15 protein-coding genes and 1 tRNA gene are annotated in these 15,126 nt (G+C 68.9%); 6 read left to right on the top strand and 10 right to left on the bottom strand.

Going from position 1 to position 15,126, the window contains the following annotated elements:
- The first annotated feature begins 57 nt into the window (after nucleotides 1-57).
- Nucleotides 58-2,652 carry a family 1 glycosylhydrolase gene (locus U0R18_RS10180; RefSeq protein WP_526368046.1) on the top strand — a complete coding sequence of 865 codons (2,595 nt, stop codon included), beginning with the start codon at nucleotides 58-60 and terminating at the stop codon, nucleotides 2,650-2,652.
- Between the two features lie 58 nt (nucleotides 2,653-2,710).
- Here U0R18_RS10180 and U0R18_RS10175 read toward each other — a convergent pair.
- Nucleotides 2,711-2,795, bottom strand: a tRNA-Leu gene (locus U0R18_RS10175).
- A gap of 147 nt (nucleotides 2,796-2,942) precedes the next feature.
- On the opposite strand from U0R18_RS10175, the gene U0R18_RS10170 reads away from it, so the two are divergent.
- Genes U0R18_RS10170 through U0R18_RS10155 form a run of 4 tightly spaced genes read left to right on the top strand, consistent with a single transcriptional unit; the run spans nucleotide 2,943 to nucleotide 4,325 of the window.
- Nucleotides 2,943-3,224, top strand: coding sequence for a type II toxin-antitoxin system RelE/ParE family toxin (locus U0R18_RS10170; protein WP_526368045.1), 282 nt, complete (start codon nucleotides 2,943-2,945; stop codon nucleotides 3,222-3,224).
- 13 nt (nucleotides 3,225-3,237) lie between these two features.
- Nucleotides 3,238-3,534: a HigA family addiction module antitoxin gene (locus U0R18_RS10165; RefSeq protein ID WP_526368044.1), complete on the top strand. Its 297-nt coding sequence runs from the start codon at nucleotides 3,238-3,240 to the stop codon at nucleotides 3,532-3,534.
- A 54-nt stretch (nucleotides 3,535-3,588) separates the two neighbouring features.
- Nucleotides 3,589-3,978, top strand: coding sequence for a hypothetical protein (locus tag U0R18_RS10160; protein WP_526368043.1), 390 nt, complete (start codon nucleotides 3,589-3,591; stop codon nucleotides 3,976-3,978).
- Nucleotides 3,975-4,325, top strand: a complete 351-nt coding sequence (locus U0R18_RS10155) for a DUF3817 domain-containing protein (protein ID WP_526368042.1) — start codon at nucleotides 3,975-3,977, stop codon at nucleotides 4,323-4,325. The genes U0R18_RS10160 and U0R18_RS10155 overlap by 4 nt, the downstream gene beginning before the upstream one ends.
- Here the strand turns inward: U0R18_RS10155 and U0R18_RS10150 are convergent.
- A complete protein-coding gene (locus U0R18_RS10150) occupies nucleotides 4,286-5,746 on the bottom strand; it encodes an MFS transporter (RefSeq protein WP_526368041.1) in 1,461 nt (486 codons plus the stop codon). The two genes, U0R18_RS10155 and U0R18_RS10150, sit on opposite strands and share 40 nt — an antisense overlap.
- Nucleotides 5,747-5,839: 93 nt before the next feature.
- Between U0R18_RS10150 and U0R18_RS10145 the strand changes: the two genes are divergently transcribed.
- The gene (locus U0R18_RS10145; RefSeq protein ID WP_526368291.1) at nucleotides 5,840-7,000 is read left to right on the top strand and encodes an acyltransferase family protein; all 1,161 of its coding nucleotides are present in this window, start codon (nucleotides 5,840-5,842) and stop codon (nucleotides 6,998-7,000) included.
- Here the strand turns inward: U0R18_RS10145 and U0R18_RS10140 are convergent.
- From U0R18_RS10140 to aosR, 8 genes are all read right to left on the bottom strand, one after another.
- Nucleotides 6,976-9,474 carry a cadherin-like domain-containing protein gene (locus tag U0R18_RS10140; RefSeq protein ID WP_526368040.1) on the bottom strand — a complete coding sequence of 833 codons (2,499 nt, stop codon included), beginning with the start codon at nucleotides 9,472-9,474 and terminating at the stop codon, nucleotides 6,976-6,978. The genes U0R18_RS10145 and U0R18_RS10140 overlap by 25 nt on opposite strands.
- 65 nt (nucleotides 9,475-9,539) lie before the next feature.
- Complete coding sequence (gene rdgB / locus U0R18_RS10135; protein WP_526368039.1) at nucleotides 9,540-10,160, bottom strand: RdgB/HAM1 family non-canonical purine NTP pyrophosphatase; 621 nt, start codon at nucleotides 10,158-10,160, stop codon at nucleotides 9,540-9,542.
- A 158-nt stretch (nucleotides 10,161-10,318) separates the two neighbouring features.
- On the bottom strand, nucleotides 10,319-11,098 hold the full coding sequence (gene rph / locus U0R18_RS10130) for a ribonuclease PH (RefSeq protein ID WP_526368038.1): 780 nt from the start codon (nucleotides 11,096-11,098) through the stop codon (nucleotides 10,319-10,321).
- Nucleotides 11,091-11,888 (bottom strand): cyclic nucleotide-degrading phosphodiesterase, encoded by a 798-nt coding sequence (locus U0R18_RS10125; protein ID WP_526368037.1) that lies wholly within the window; start codon nucleotides 11,886-11,888, stop codon nucleotides 11,091-11,093. The genes rph and U0R18_RS10125 overlap by 8 nt, the downstream gene beginning before the upstream one ends.
- A 58-nt stretch (nucleotides 11,889-11,946) precedes the next feature.
- Nucleotides 11,947-12,789 (bottom strand): glutamate racemase, encoded by an 843-nt coding sequence (gene murI / locus U0R18_RS10120; RefSeq protein ID WP_526368036.1) that lies wholly within the window; start codon nucleotides 12,787-12,789, stop codon nucleotides 11,947-11,949.
- Nucleotides 12,786-13,457 carry a rhomboid family intramembrane serine protease gene (locus U0R18_RS10115; RefSeq protein WP_526368035.1) on the bottom strand — a complete coding sequence of 224 codons (672 nt, stop codon included), beginning with the start codon at nucleotides 13,455-13,457 and terminating at the stop codon, nucleotides 12,786-12,788. Before U0R18_RS10115 ends, murI begins: the two co-directional genes overlap by 4 nt.
- Before the next feature lie 9 nt (nucleotides 13,458-13,466).
- Nucleotides 13,467-14,525, bottom strand: a complete 1,059-nt coding sequence (locus tag U0R18_RS10110) for a P1 family peptidase (RefSeq protein WP_526368034.1) — start codon at nucleotides 14,523-14,525, stop codon at nucleotides 13,467-13,469.
- The gene (gene aosR, locus U0R18_RS10105) at nucleotides 14,522-15,109 is read right to left on the bottom strand and encodes an oxidative stress transcriptional regulator AosR (RefSeq protein WP_526368033.1); all 588 of its coding nucleotides are present in this window, start codon (nucleotides 15,107-15,109) and stop codon (nucleotides 14,522-14,524) included. The genes U0R18_RS10110 and aosR overlap by 4 nt, the downstream gene beginning before the upstream one ends.
- Between the last annotated feature and the right edge of the window lie 17 nt (nucleotides 15,110-15,126).

Genomic DNA, 15,126 nt, shown 5'->3' with positions numbered 1-15,126 from the left:
CCCGGGGCAAACAACCTCGCGGCGCGCGTCGGCTCAGTAGCATCCGGAGGGTCGGAGATGGGGGCAACTGTGCTTGCAGCGACGCAAATCGGCCGGTTCGCCGTGGCGCTGGGCCTCGGGGCGACAGTGCTGACGGGCTGGGCGCCAACGGGCTGGGCCGATGCGACGGACACCACCGACAACACCTCGAAGTCGGCCGACCCGTCGTCGCAGGCCGGCGCCGACGAGGACCCGTCCACCGAGCCCACCCAGGCCGTCACCGGGACCGCGGAACCCAGTCGGACTGTAGAACCTGAACCGACCGCAGCCGAGGACACGGCGGAACCCATCGCGCCGACGGCCGACACCGAGGACGACAACGAGGCCCCGGACTCGCAGGACCCGGAGCGGACCAACTCGCGGGCCGCCGCGCCCGCGAAGACGCTGAAGGTCATCGAGACGGACGACGCGGCACCACGAGCCGTTCCGGACATCGACGCACCGGAGCCCGCCGACGACGACGAGCCCGTCCCCGCCGAGACGGCCGCGGACCGCGCCGCGCCCGCCGCTACTGTCGCGGTCCGGTTCGCCGAGCCGGCGGCCGACCCCGTCGCACCGACCGCCCCCGATCGGGTCGTCGAGACCGTTGCGACGGCAACCAGCCTGACCAGCCCCCTGGCCCAACCGGATGGCGGCGATGACGTGCCCGGCGCCGCGACCGGCCTCTGGGCGATGCTGGCATTCGCCCGGCGGGAGTTCGACAGCTTCTTCTTCAACAGCCACCCCGTCGCCGCGCCGGTCATCACCAGCCAGACCGACGACCAAGCGGTCGGGACGTTCGGAGCGACCGACGCCGACGGCGACGCGCTGACCTACACGATCCTGGGTCGCGGGCCGGCGCTGGGCCGGGTCAGCATCGACCAGGCCACCGGAACGTTCACCTACACCCCCGTCGTCGACTTCTCCACCCTCGGCGGCTCGGACAGCTTCACCGTCGAGGTCAGCGACGGCTCCCGGCTGCACGGCCTGGACAGCCTGTGGGAGATCCCGGTCAACTTCATCCGCGGCATCCCATTCCTCGGCTCCCTGTTATCGGACTTCCTGCCCCGAACGTCGCCGACGGTCACCGTGACGATCAACTTCACCGGCACCGGCGATCTGACCGACCTGGTCTTCCCCGACGGATTCCATTGGGGGGTGGCCACTTCCGGCTTCCAGTCCGAGATGGGCGGCGGCGCTCCCCTGGACGTGAACTCCGACTGGTGGCAGTGGCTGCATGACCCGGTCAACAAGCTGTTGCTGGGCTGGCACAGCGACGCACTTCCCGAGAACGGGCCCGGCACCTACCTGACGTACGCGAGCGACGCGCAGCTGGCCGCCGACGAGGTCGGCGCCGACACCTTCCGGATGGGTATCGAATGGAGCCGCATCTTCCCCAATTCGACTGCAGCGGTGGATATCTCGGGCGGCTTCACCGACGCTGTCCTGCAACAGCTCGACGCGCTGGCCGACCAGGACGCGGTGGCGCACTACGCCAACGTGCTCGCGACGCTGCACGCCCTCGGCCTGGAGCCGATGGTGACCATCAACCATTTCACCCTGCCGCTGTGGGTGCACGACCCCAGCAGGGCGCGGCTCGAGGAAATCTTCGGCGGCACCCCCGAGGAACAGGGCGGCTGGGTCTCGGACTCGACGGTCGCCGAGTTCGAGAAGTACACCGCGTATCTGGCCTGGAAGTACGGCGACCAGGTGACCGACTGGATCGTGCTCAACGAGCCGATGAACTCGATGATGCCGGCCTACTACGGCATTCCGTTCGGCACCGGCTTCCCGTCCGGCGTCTTCCGGCCGGACCTGATGGCCAAGGGTCTGCTCAACCAGGCAGCGGCCTACTCCGGCTCCTACGACATCATCCACCAGCTCGACGAAGACGCGAATGTCGGTGCGGCACTGAGCATGTTCGACTGGCGGCCGGAAAATGCCACCAGCGCGATCGACCAACAGGCGGCAGTGCAGTTCAGCGACTTCTTCAACACCTGGTTCCCCAACGCGGTGATCAGGGGTGAGGTCGACGCGAACTTCGACGGCGTCATCGCCGCCGACGAGATCCATCCGGAGCTGGCGAACAAGGCCGACTTCTTTGGCGTCAACTACTACGGCCAGGGCAGCGTCATCGGCTGGGGCGGTTCGCCGTTCGCGTCGATGCCACTGCTGACCGGCTACCCGCAGTTCGCCAATCTGATCAACGTGCTCGTCGGTGGGTGCCCGGCCGAGGAGTGCAGCGACGCCCCGACCGTGATCAAGCCCAGCGGGATGCGCGACATGCTCGACATCGCGGCGTCCTACGGAATTCCGTTGTGGATCACCGAGAATGGGCTCGCCGACGCCACCGATACCCAGCGGTCGTCCTACCTGGTCCGTCATCTGGCGGTGGTGAACAAGGCGATCAACGACGGCGTCGACATCCGCGGCTATATCTCGTGGTCGCTGCTGGACAACCTGGAGTGGATCCTGGGCTACGGCGAGAAGTTCGGCCTGTACTCGTGGGACCCGGTCACGCTGGAACGCACGGCACGGTCGACGGTGGCCGTGCTCAACCAGATCACTACCACCAATTCGATTCCGGCCGAACTGTTCCAGCAGTACGTGAAGGCCACCGGCAGTCTGCCCTAACGCGAACCCGAACTTGTCGGTGCTCCGTCGTAGTGTGCGGTCAGACAAGAAAATTGAGTGCGGGCGGGGGGATTCGAACCCCCACGCTCTTTCGAACACGGACACCTAAAGACCGCGCGTCTGCCTGGTTTCGCCACGCCCGCAATAGACCTGAGACTACATCGTCATCTTCACCACTCGACCGAGGAGCCCAGCATGCATTCCGGTGGAGATCATGAAGTTCGGCCGCCGAACCATCGGCGACAATACTCACGATTGATGTTAGTAACACGAGTCGTTAGCATTGGACAGTGATCCGCTCGTTTCGGGACAGCGCCACCCAGCAGGTGTGGGAGCTGCGACGTACGAAGGGGGTCAGCGTCGCACTGGCCAAGGCGGCGCGCCGCAAGATGCAGATCATCGATGCCGCGGAAAGCATCAACGACCTACGCATTCCACCGGGCAACCGGCTGGAGAAACTGCAACCGCCCCGCGATGGCGAGCACAGCATCCGCGTCAACGATCAGTTCCGCATCTGTTTCGTCTGGAGCAACGGCGGTGCCGACGACGTAGAGCTGACCGACTACCACTGAGGAGGAGAACGTCATGGCCGACTTCGCACCGACGCACCCCGGCGAAATCCTTGCCGAGGAGTTCCTGATCCCGATGGGCATCACCCCGTACCGACTGGCCAAGGCGATCGACGTCTCGCAGACCCGGCTCAGCGACATCATCCACGGGCGGCGGGCCATCACCGCCGACACCGGCCTGCGCCTGTCGCGCGCGCTGGGCCTGTCAGACATGTTCTGGATCAACCTGCAGGCTCGCTACGACGCCGACATGATCCGCGCTACGAAGGCAGCGGCGCTCGACAGCATCCGCCCGCTCGCAGACGTTGGCTGACCTGGCCCGAACCTCGATTCCAGCTGAACCACCGCTGACCGGTACCGTCGGAGCATGTCCACCCGCCGCCGCACGTGGCCGATGATCATCCTGGTCATCGGTGCCGCCTGCGGCTGCCTGGCCCTGGGTTGGTGGCAATGGTCCCGCTGGGAGTCGGCCACCGGCACCTTCCAGAACCTGGGCTATGCCCTGCAGTGGCCGTTCTTCGCCGGCTTCTGCGTCTACGCCTACCGCAAGTACGTCCGCTACGAGCAGGCCCCGCCCGAGCCCCGCAGCGCCACCGAGGTCACCGAGATTCCCGAGGACCTGCTCCCCCAGCGCCCGCAGGCCCCGAAGCCGCATGACGACGACCCCGCCCTGGCCGAGTACAACGCCTACCTCGCCGAACTCGCCCGCAGTGACGAACAGAACAACCAGGATCGACCCGACAGGACCACCGCATGACCCAGACACCCGACCGACCCACCGGCGCCGTGACCGCCGACGAGATCCGCAAGCCGCTCGCCGCCTACCGCGCTCTGGCCTGGGCGACGGGCATCTGGCTGATCGCGCTGTGCTACGAGATCTACGTCCGCTACGTGCTGAAGGTGGACAATCCGCCGACGTGGATCGGCATCGTGCACGGCTGGGTGTATTTCGCGTACCTGCTGGCCACGTTCAACCTGGCGATCAAGGTGCGCTGGCCCATCGCCAAGACCATCGGCACGCTGCTCGCCGGCACCATCCCGTTGCTGGGCATCATCGTCGAGCACTACCGGACGACGGAGATAAAGGCCCGCTTCGGTCTCTGACCGGTCCGCTCGGGGCCACCTGGTCGCGGGATCAGCAGCGCCACCGCCGCGGCGGCCAACGCCGCGCACGCGGCGATCAGCAGCGCCGCCTGGAACGCGTGCAGGCTCGGAACCTCATGGCCGTGCACCGTCACGGTCATCCCGGCCAGCACCGCCCCGATCACGGCGCTGCTGGTCGAGGTGCCCAGCGACCGTGCCAGCGCGTTGATGCCGTTGGCGGCCGCGGTCTCCGACATCGGCACCGCCGCGTTGATCAGAGCCGGCAGCGACGAGAACGCGAAGCCCACCCCGATGCTGACCACGATGTTGAGCAGCATCACCGTCACCGCGCTGCCCAGCAGCATCGGCCCGGCCAGATAGGACCCCGCGATCACCAGGCAGCCGGCCACCAGGGTGAAGCGCGGGCCGCGCCGGGCGGCGACCCGAGCGGCCACCGATGAGGTCAGCATCATCGCCAGGCCGCCGGGAGCCAGCCATAGACCGGTGGCCAGCATCGACTGCCCGAGGCCGAACCCCGTCTGCACCGGTAGTTCGAGCACCTGCGGGGCGATCAGCGCCAGTGCGAACAACGAGAAACCCACCCCGACCGAGGCGATGTTGGTGGTCAGCACGGGCCGTCGGGCCGTGGTCCGCAGATCGACGATGGGTGAGTCCACCCGCAGCTGCCACCACCCGAACACGGCGAACACGATCAGCGACGACACGAAGAGTCCCAGCGTCACCGCCGAGGCCCATCCCCAGCCGCCGCCCTTGGAGATTCCCAGCAGCAGCGTGACCAACCCGACGGCCAGCAGCACTGTGCCCAGCGGGTCGAAGCGGTCGGCACTGCGGGGCGGCAGTCGCGGCACCATGACGACGAACAGAACCAGACACGACGCGCCGATCGCCGTGCCGAACCAGAACAGGGCATGCCACTCGAAATGCTGGGCGATGGCCGCCGCCAGCGGCAGCCCCAGCGCGCCGCCGACGCCCAGCGACGCGCTCATCAATCCCATTGCCGCACCGACCTTTTCGGCCGGGACGCAGGTGCGCAGCACGCTGATGCCGAGCGGGATGATCGGCATGCCGAAACCCTGCAGTCCACGGCCGATGATCAACGGCAGCAGGGAAGTGGTGGTTGCCGCCAGCAGCGAGCCGGCCGTCAGGAACACCGCGCAACAGATCAGGATCGGCTTGGCACCGTACATGTCGCCGAGGCGGCCGAACACGGGGGTGGCCACGGCCGCGGTCAGCAGCGTCGCGGTGATCGCCCACGACGCGTTGGACGGTGCGGTACCCAGCAGCACCGGCAGTTCGGGCAGCACCGGGATGATCAGCGTCTGCATCAGGGACACGCTGATTCCGGCGGCGGCCATCACCGCGACGAGGATTCCGGGGTGGTGGGACGACGGGTCGCGAGCATCGGTGCGACGTCGACCCATCGGGTCAGACTACCCATTTAGTTCGGCTAGGCATATTTCGCTCAGGGCGCCCTCAGCAAGGTTCCTTACTATTGACGCGTGTCAACCCCGGTGATCCAGCGCAGCCCTCGGGCGCCCGATCGCCGGAACTCCGCCCCGACCCCGGAACATCGGGTGGCGGCACTGACCGGACTGCGCGCCGTCGCCGCCCTGCTCGTCGTGGGAACCCACGCCGCATTCGCGACCGGATTCCTGGGCCATGGCTACCTCGGCCAGATCGGCGCCCGGCTGGAAATCGGCGTCCCCATCTTCTTCGCGCTGTCCGGGTACCTGTTGTTCCGGCCCTGGGTGAGCGCCGCCGAGTCGGGCACCTCGTCGCCACGACTGGCCCGCTATGCCCGCCACCGGGCCCGCCGGGTGCTGCCGGGCTACCTGGTCACGGTCCTGGCGACGTTCGCGATCTACACCGTGTTCACCGTCGGCGACAGCCCCGGGCAGAGCTGGGCGGGCCTGCTCCGTTACCTGACGCTGACGCAGATCTACACCGACAACTTCGTGCTGACCTACCTGCATCCGGGGCTGTCACAGATGTGGAGCCTGGCCGTCGAGGTGTCGTTCTACGCGGCCCTCCCCCTGCTGGCCCATCTCCTGCTGACGGTGCTGTGCCGCGGGCGCTGGCAGCCCGAAGTCCTGCTGGCGGGGTTGTTCGGCCTCGCGATGATCAGCCCGCTGTGGCTCATCGTGGTGCACTCCACCGACCTGTTGCCGTCGGCGGCGGGCATGTGGTTGCCCGCGCACCTGTCGTGGTTCGCCGGCGGCATGGCGCTGGCGGTGCTGCAGCGTCTCGGGGTGCGGTGCCGCGCGATCGTCGCACTGCCACTGGCCGTCGGCCTGTACCTCCTTGCATCGACGGAGATCGCCGGGCACATCACCGGTCCGGACACCTGGTGGCAGCCGCTGGCCAAGGCGGTGCTGTACGGCGTCATCGCCACCCTCGCGCTGGCGCCACTGGTCCTCGGTAACCCGGGGGCCTACGCCCGCGTGCTGGGCAGCCGGCCGCTGGTCTGGCTGGGCGAGATCTCCTACGAGATCTTCCTGTTGCACGTGGTGATCCTGGCGGTGCTGATGGGCGCGGTGCTGCGCTGGCCGCTGTTCACCGGGTCGACGGTGGGCCTGTACCTGGCGACGTTGGCGGTGACGGTTCCGCTGGCGCTGCTGCTGCGGCGGCTGACGCACCGCCCGCCGGGACCTCAGATCTGCACGAAGGGCGCGTAGCGCTTGTCGTAGCCGGCCTTGCGCGTCGCGAGCGCTTCCGCGCGCTCCTCCGGTGTCAGGAACTTGGTGCCGGGCGGCAGCTCGGTGTCCAGATCGGCGAGCTTGATCCAATGCGCGGAAACCGTTGGTGCGACGTAGTTCTCCAGATCGATGTCCTGGAACCTGATCGACAGCGTGCCCTGGTTCAGACCACCGGTGGACACCCAGTTCGCCACGCAGCCGGCGTCGGTGCACGGCTCGGTCGGTGACAGCACCAGGGTGTACGGCTGCCCGGCCTCATGGACCGCCTGCACGTTGTTCAAGCTGGTCTGCTGGTCCCAGTAGTTGTCGGTGACCGTCCACACGTTGGTGACGGGAACATTGAAGTACCGGGCGGATCCGGGATCGATCGTGATCACCAGCGCCTCGTCGTCGGCCAGCTGGAAGTGACCGGCGCTCTGCAGCTGGTTGGCCAGGAACGAGGCGTTGTGCGCGGGCGCTGACAGGACGTTGGCCGGTCGTGGCTCCCCGGTGACGGCGTCGGTGGCCGCGACGGCCATGTACTGCGGCTCCATGAACAGGCCGAGCATCGACACGATCGCCGTCTCGGTTGCCTGCAGCCACAACGGCATCGGGTTCAGCGGCGGCACCAGCGACAGCAGCTGGGACAGGATCGGCGTGCTGGAGAACAGCGGCCCGATCACCGGGAAGTCGTAGAACCCGAGCTGGCTGAACAGATTGTTCGGCGGGCCGCCCACCCGCTCGATCGACAGGCTCATCGGGACCTGGGTGTTCCAGTCCGACAACGTATTACGTGCCGCGATCAACGTCGCATCCGACGGTAGCTGCAGATGGTTGGGACGTCCATCGGCGGGCGTGGAGTCGACCGTGATGGTGAACGAGCCGTCGGCGTTGCGAACCAGATCGTGCGCGGTCAGCACCCCGGTGGTCGTGCCGGTCAACCCGGTCAGCACGCTGAACGTCGTGTCAGCGGGTTCCGGCCCGGTGAACCGGCCGGTGATGACGTAGGACGACGACGCGTTGACCGGGATCATCCGGTAGATCGTGTCGGGGTTGTCGTAGAGGATCCGGGCCCCGCCGAACGCCTCGTTGAACCAGGTGTGCGGCGGCATCACCTGCTGGATCACGTGCGAATCGTTCGGGTTGAGCAGCTGCAGTTCCAGCGCGGCCTGCAGCGCGTACTCGTTGACGGCCTTGTCCAGCAGGGCCATGTTCTTGGCGTCGATGGTGCCGAACAGCTTCTCGGCCGACGCCTGCCAGGACATCTTCAACAACCATTTCGCCAACGCCATGATCGGGGTGTTCGCGATCTCGGTGGCCAGCTTCTCGGCGTCGATCTGGTCCTGGGTGCCCAGCGGGCTGGTGGCGGTGGTGGCGGCGAGGTCGACGGTGACCCTCTGGTACGCGTCGCCGAAGAACAGCGCCAGGCCGTGGATGTGGAACGGATTGCCCGGGTAGTCGCTGACCTTGACCAGGAAGCTGTCGGTGCCGCCGGTGGCAGCCAGCTCGGCGTACGGGGTGTAGGTGAAGCTACCGTCGGCCGCAACGGTCACGACCCCCTTGGTCGGTCCGCTCACCACGCTGTAGGTCAACGCGTCACCGTCGGCGTCGGTCCCCTTGACCGCACCGGTCACCTGGCCGGCGTCGGTCTGCACGGTGAGCGACGAATCGTAGGTCACCGTGGGCCGCTTGTTGAAGAACGTGTACTCGATCTCGCGGGCGATCAACGCGAGCAGACCCTCGAGCGTGCCCTGCTGGTACGGGACCGCGGGCTGCCCCGTGGACGTCGAGTCATCGACAGTGATCAGTTCCGCACGTGCCACCGTGACCTGCTGCGCCGCCTGCTGCATCGAATCATCGCTCTCCACAACGAGATTCGTGCGCTGAACACTGGCCGGGGCCTCGTCGACGACGACGGCGACCGGTGCGGGATCCGGATCCGGTTCCCGTGCATCGTCGCTCGGCGCGGCGTCCTCATGGACCGCCACCTCGTCGTCGGCGTCCCAGCCGGTGTCCTGCCGCGCGACAGCGGTCTGCTCTGCCGTCGGCGCGGGCGTCGCACCCGAGTGACGCGCCGTCACACCGGCGTCGTCGGTGGTTTCGGGTTCCTGCGTCGGCTCGGGGTCGGTGGCGTCGGAGCTGGGCGCCGACGTGGCATCGTCGGCGGTCTCGGACCCGGCGCCGGCCTCGTCAGCCGGATCGGTCTTGTCCTTCGACGGCTCGGAGGACTCCGCGGAGGACGGCTCGGCCGCCGGTGCGGATGACGCGGACGATTGGTCGCTACCGCTGGTTCCCGACGTTGCGGAGTTCCCGGCCCCGGCGGTTGCGCCGGAACCCGAACCCGCAGATGTTGTGCCGGACTCCTCGGCCAGCGCGGTTCCGGCGCCGACGAACATCGCCGACCCGATGCCGAGTGCCACCGCCAGCGCACCGACGCGGCCCACATGACCCGCATACCCCCGAGATGCACCCATGTGCGGCCTCCTGTGTGTCAGACGTCACACAGCGTACTCACGGCCGGGCGAGGAACCACACTCGGTTAGCAAACTCGGTTCAGCGCGCCCAGGGCGGGAACCAACGCGGCCAGTGCGCGCCCCCGGTGCGAGGCCGCGTCCTTCTCGGCCGGGCTCAACTCGGCCGCCGAACGGTCCGAACCCACCGGGACGAACACCGGGTCGTAGCCGAACCCGCCCGAACCGCGCGGCCCCGGCGCGATGATTCCCGGCCACTCACCACGGACCACGGTCTCGCCGGCCGCCGACACCAGTGCGCACGCGGACACGAACGCCGCACCGCGCCGGTCGGCGGGTACGTCGGCCAGCTGCGCCAGCAGGAGCCGGAAATTCGCCTCATCCTTGTCGCGGCGTGCACCGCGCACGCCGGCCCACCGCGCCGACAGCACCCCCGGCATCCCGTTGAGGGCGTCGACGGACAGGCCGGAATCATCGGCGACACACGGCAACCCCGTCGCGGCGAAACCGTCCCGCGCCTTGGCCAGGGCGTTCTCCTCGAACGTCGCCCCCGTCTCGGGCGCCTCCGGATACTCCGGCACATCGGCCAGCGACACCAACTCGAGCCCGGACACCCCGGCGGCGTCGAGCACCCGCCGCAGTTCCGCGAGCTTCTTGGCGTTGCGGCTCGCGACGAGCAGCCGTGTCATATTCCGCCGCTCCTCCTCCTCGCTGACGCTCCGCATCGTCGCCGGCGCGTCATATTCCGCCGCTCCTCCTCCTCGCTGACGCTCCGCATCGTCGCCGGCGCGTCATATTCCGCCGCTCCTCCTCCTCGCTGACGCTCCGCATCGTCGCCGGCGGGCTGTCAGCTGCCGAAGGCTTTCTTCTGCGCCGGACCGTCGGGCAGCACACCCGGGTACGGCGCGTCGAGCGCCTCGCGCTGGAGTGCGAACAACGTGTCGCAGGCGCCCAGCGCGGCGTCGAGCAGCTTGTCCAACGTCGAGCGCGGGAAGGTGGCGCCCTCGCCGGTGCCCTGTACCTCGACCAGCGTTCCGGTGTCGGTGGCCACGACGTTCATGTCGACCTCGGCGCGCGAATCCTCCTCGTAGGGCAAATCGACGCGGACCCGGCCGTCGACCACGCCGACGCTGACCGCGGCGATCGCGCACGACAACGGCCGCGGGTCGGTCAGCTTCCCGGCGGCGCCCAGATACGTGACCGCATCGGAGAGCGCGACGTAGGCACCGGTGATCGCGGCGGTGCGGGTGCCGCCGTCGGCCTGCAGCACGTCGCAGTCGATGGCGATGGTGTTCTCCCCGAGTGCCCGCAGATCGATGCAGGCCCGCAGGGACCGGCCGATCAGCCGACTGATCTCCTGGGTGCGTCCGCCGAGGCGGCCCTTGACCGACTCCCGGTCCGAGCGGCTGTGCGTCGCCGCGGGCAGCATCGCATACTCGGCGGTCAACCAGCCCAGGCCCGACCCCTTGCGCCAGCGCGGGACGCCCTCGGTGACCGAGGCGGTGCACATGACTCGGGTCTGGCCGAACTCGACGAGAACCGAGCCGGCGGGATGGGAGGTGAAACCCCGGGTGATCGTCACGGGCCGCAGTTCGTCGTCGGTGCGGCCGTCTTCGCGTTCAGGCACGATCGTCACCCAAACGGGTGCGGGACACCTCGAAGGTCTCACCGCAGACCACGGCGCGCACCGGTCCGTCGAACGCGGCCTTGGCCTCGCTGATGACATCCTCGCGGGAGGTCCACGGCGGGATGTGAGTGAGCAGCAGTTCGGAGACGTTCGCCCGGGCGGCGATCTGTCCCGCCTCGGTTCCCGACAGGTGCACGGCGGGCGGCCGGTTCTCGGGGTCGTGGGTCCACGACGCCTCGCAGAGGAACACATCGGCGTCGCGGGCCAGCTCCACTGCCGCATCGCATACCCCGGTGTCACCGCTGAACACGAACACCGCACCGGACGGATCGGTGAACCGCAACCCGTAGGACTCCGTCGGGTGACTGACCGCGACGGGCAACACATCCAGCGCGCCCATCCGCACGCTCTCACCGTCCCGCCACGGGATGACGTCGAAGATGTCGGTGAAGTCGTCGAACTCGCCACCCTCGGGTGACGACGCCGCCCCCAGCCGCGCCCAGGTGTCGCTCGGGCCGTACATCCGCTTCCTGCCGATCGGCGGGACCGGGTGGTAGCGCCGCCAGACGAACAGGCCGGGCAGATCCAGACAGTGGTCGGCGTGCAGATGCGACAGCAGGACGTCGACCTCACCGGGGTCGGCGTGGCGCTGCAGGGCCCCGAGAACCCCACCGCCGAAGTCGATCACGAGGGGTGGGCTGTCGGGTGCGTTCAGCAGGTACCCGGACGCGGGTGAGTCGGGGCCGACAACGCTGCCCGAACAGCCGAGAACCGTGATGCGCACAGTCACTACTGTGCCATGCCCATTACCACATTGAAAAAAACTCCGGAGGTTTGCCGAAAACGATTCACCCCGGGGTGCCGATACGGCGCTGCAGCGGCGAAACCCCGGTGATCGCGGGCCCGAGGAAGCGGGCCGCCAGGGCCAGGAACGCCTCCGGATCGCCGGTAGCCTCGAACCGCCGTTGCGGCGCCGGATCGCTGACCGGTCCGTCGGGACCACCGCGCAGCAGATCGCGCTCGGTGAGCACGCGCAGCAGATCCTTGGCCGTCTCCTCGGCCGAGGACACCAGGGTCACCTGTTCGCCCATGGCCAACTGGATCAGGCCCGACAGCAGCGGATAGTGCGTGCATCCGAGCACCAGCGTGTCGACACCGGCGCGCTGCAGCGGCTCGAGGTAGCCCTCGGCCAGGCCGAGCACCTGCCGGCCGCTGGTGACACCGCGTTCGACGAAGTCGACGAAACGTGGGCAGGCCACCGCGGTGATCTCGGTGCCGACCGCCGCCGCGAAGGCGTCCTGATACGCCCGGGAGGTGATGGTCGCCTGGGTTCCGATCACGCCGATGCGGCCGGTGCGGGTGGTGGCCACGGCACGCCGGACGGCCGGCAGGATCACCTCGACGACGGGCACGTCGTAGCGTTCGCGGGCGTCGCGCAGGCACGCCGACGAGGCGGTGTTGCAGGCGATCACCAGAGCCTTGACGCCACGGGCCACCAGGTCGTCCATGATGGCCAGCGCATGCGTGCGGATCTCGGCCAGCGGCAGCGGACCGTAGGGCCCGTTGGCGGTGTCGCCGACGTAGATCATGTTCTCGGCGGGCAGCTGGTCGATGATCGCGCGGGCGACGGTCAGCCCGCCCACCCCCGAGTCGAAGACGCCGACCGGGGCATCGGAGTTCGGCGCCGTCATGTCGGCGTGAGCGGCGGCGGCCCGGACAGCCCGCGCTTCTGCCGGGCCTCCCGCTCGGGGGACGACAACCAGTACGCGGCAACGACTCCGGCCACCGCGCCGCTCAGGTGACCCTGCCAGGACACCCCGCCGCACTGGTGCAGCACGGGCACCAGGCCCCACAGAATGCCCCCGTAGATGACGAACACCGCGAGGCTGGCCACGATCTGCCAGATGTGCCGGGTCAGCCAGCCGAACACCAGCAGGAAGGTGAACCAGCCGAAGATCAGCCCCGAGGCACCGATGTGGTTCGAGGTCCCCAGGTTGCACTGCCCGATATTGCCGATCAGCCAGGTGCCGAACCCGCCGAGGATCCAGATGATCGCGGTGGCCCAGACGAACCGGGACATGCCGGCCAGCGTCACCAGGAATCCGAGCACCAGCGCCGGCACGGTGTTGGCGATCAGGTGGCCCCAGTTGGCGTGCAGCACCGGGGCGAACAGGATCCCCCACAGGCCGTCGGCCTCGAGCGGGCGGATGCCGTGGGTCTCGAGGCGATGGTTAGAGAGGACATCGAGGAGTTCCACGACGTAGAGCAACGCGACGAACGTGACGATGGTCGTCGCGCCGGTCTTCCACGCGGGCCGCTTCTCGCGTTGCGGCGCAGGCAGACCGGGCGCGGAGTTCATGCGATCAGGTTATGCGAACGTTCCGGGCAGGGTGGTTCGGTACGTCGCGATCCCGGCGACCGGCCCCGCGGCGAGCACCCCGGCGAGCACCGCGCGCGCCAGTACATCGGCCGCCGCCGCGCCGATCTCGCTGATCGCCTTGGTCTCCGGCACCATCTGCGCCGGGGTGTCGGCGTCCGGGGACACCGCCACCGTCCCGGTGGCCAACGCGAACACCGTGTCGCCGTCGACCGGGGTGTGGCACGGCTGGATCGCACGGGCCAGGCCGTCGTGCGCGGCCACCGCGACGCGCCGGCACGCGGCCGGTCCGAGGACCGCATCGGTGGCCACCACCGCGATGGTGGTGTTGAGCGCACCCGACCCGGGGCCCTTGGCGGCCTTGCGATCCCGCTCGAGTTCGGCCAGCGCCGCGATCTGCTCGGCCGGCGGTGCGGTGAGGCCGAAGTCGGCGCTCGACCGGGCCGCCCAGGGCAGTCCGGTCTCGGGGTCGACGACGTTGCCCGCCGCGTTGACCACGACCAGCGCACCGACCGTCACGCCCGCGGCGGCTCCGTCGTCCAGTCGCACCGATGCCGTGCCGACGCCACCCTTGAGCGCCCCCGCCCGCGCACCCGCGCCGGCGCCGACACTGCCCATCGCAACGGTCGCCGACGCCGATCGCAGCGCGGCGAGCCCGAACTCCGCGGTGGGCCGGCACCCCCAGGCGCCGACGGGCAGATCGAAGATCACCGCAGCGGGCACGATCGGAACACGACCGCCGTCCATCGCCACCCCGCGGTCGTGTTCTTCGAGCCAACCCATCACGCCGTCGGCGGCCGCCAGCCCGAATGCACTGCCGCCGGTGAGGACCACCGCGTCGACGTGCCGCACGCTGTTGGCCGGATCGAGCAGGTCGGTCTCGCGGGTTCCGGGCGCCCCGCCCCGCACGTCGGCCGCCCCGACCGTCCCCGGTGGGGCGAGCACCACGGTGGTACCGGTGGCCCAGCCCGAGCCGAGCGCGGCGTCGTCGTCGACCCGATGGTGATGGCCCACGAGGATGCCCGCGACATCGGTGATCGATCCCGTCATCGCAACGGTTTGTCCATCAGGGCCAGGACGAGATACTCCTGCAGCACCGTGAGCCACTGGTAGACGTCGAGGTGCCCGGCCATCGGGTGACCGGCCGGCAACCGGTGCGGGCCGTCGGGCCCCACATCGAGCATGGTGCCCAGGGCCAGGCGGATGTCGTTGACCGCGGTGACCCAGGCGCTGGCGTCCGCTTCCGTCAGTTCGATCCGGCCGCCGCCGGCCGGACAGGTATTCAGAACCCGCTGCGCCGCTTGACGTTTGGCCTCGATTATCCCCGGCTCGTGCAAACTCCGCAGAGCGCCGTTGACACTCTCGGCGGTTCCCGATCCCGCCGGATGCGGACTCTGCACCCGCAGGAAATCCGGCAGCAGCCGGCTCATGGTGGCATCGGTGGGCGGCGTCGAGTTCCCCGTGCGCAGACCGGTCAGCTCTTCGAGTTCGTCTCTGGGAGAAGATGATTCGCGATCATCCAGCATCTCGATGACCGAGTTGGTCATGTTGAGCAGCAGCGCGGACTCATGCGGTTCGACGGCGGACCGGAACCGCGGGCCACGAGCGGTCTGGACCCGCTTCCACTTACGCACGCTCGGCGCCCGTACCG

The sequence above is a fragment of the Mycobacterium sp. genome (assembly GCF_046330795.1).
GTDB lineage: Bacteria > Actinomycetota > Actinomycetes > Mycobacteriales > Mycobacteriaceae > Mycobacterium.
Note: the sequence above shows the minus strand (reverse complement) of the source record. Positions and strands in the feature narration are given on the sequence as shown.

Bases quoted from the DNA above. Each gene is read 5' to 3' on its own strand.
- U0R18_RS10180 (WP_526368046.1), top strand. From the start codon at position 58: ATGGGGGCAACTGTGCTTGCAGCGACGCAAATCGGCCGGTTCGCCGTG.
- U0R18_RS10165 (WP_526368044.1), top strand. From the start codon at position 3,238: ATGGCCGACTTCGCACCGACGCACCCCGGCGAAATCCTTGCCGAGGAG.
- U0R18_RS10160 (WP_526368043.1), top strand. From the start codon at position 3,589: ATGTCCACCCGCCGCCGCACGTGGCCGATGATCATCCTGGTCATCGGT.
- U0R18_RS10155 (WP_526368042.1), top strand. From the start codon at position 3,975: ATGACCCAGACACCCGACCGACCCACCGGCGCCGTGACCGCCGACGAG.
- U0R18_RS10150 (WP_526368041.1), bottom strand. From the start codon at position 5,746: ATGGGTCGACGTCGCACCGATGCTCGCGACCCGTCGTCCCACCACCCC.
- U0R18_RS10140 (WP_526368040.1), bottom strand. From the start codon at position 9,474: ATGGGTGCATCTCGGGGGTATGCGGGTCATGTGGGCCGCGTCGGTGCG.
- rdgB (WP_526368039.1), bottom strand. From the start codon at position 10,160: ATGACACGGCTGCTCGTCGCGAGCCGCAACGCCAAGAAGCTCGCGGAA.
- murI (WP_526368036.1), bottom strand. From the start codon at position 12,789: ATGACGGCGCCGAACTCCGATGCCCCGGTCGGCGTCTTCGACTCGGGG.
- U0R18_RS10115 (WP_526368035.1), bottom strand. From the start codon at position 13,457: ATGAACTCCGCGCCCGGTCTGCCTGCGCCGCAACGCGAGAAGCGGCCC.
- U0R18_RS10110 (WP_526368034.1), bottom strand. From the start codon at position 14,525: ATGACGGGATCGATCACCGATGTCGCGGGCATCCTCGTGGGCCATCAC.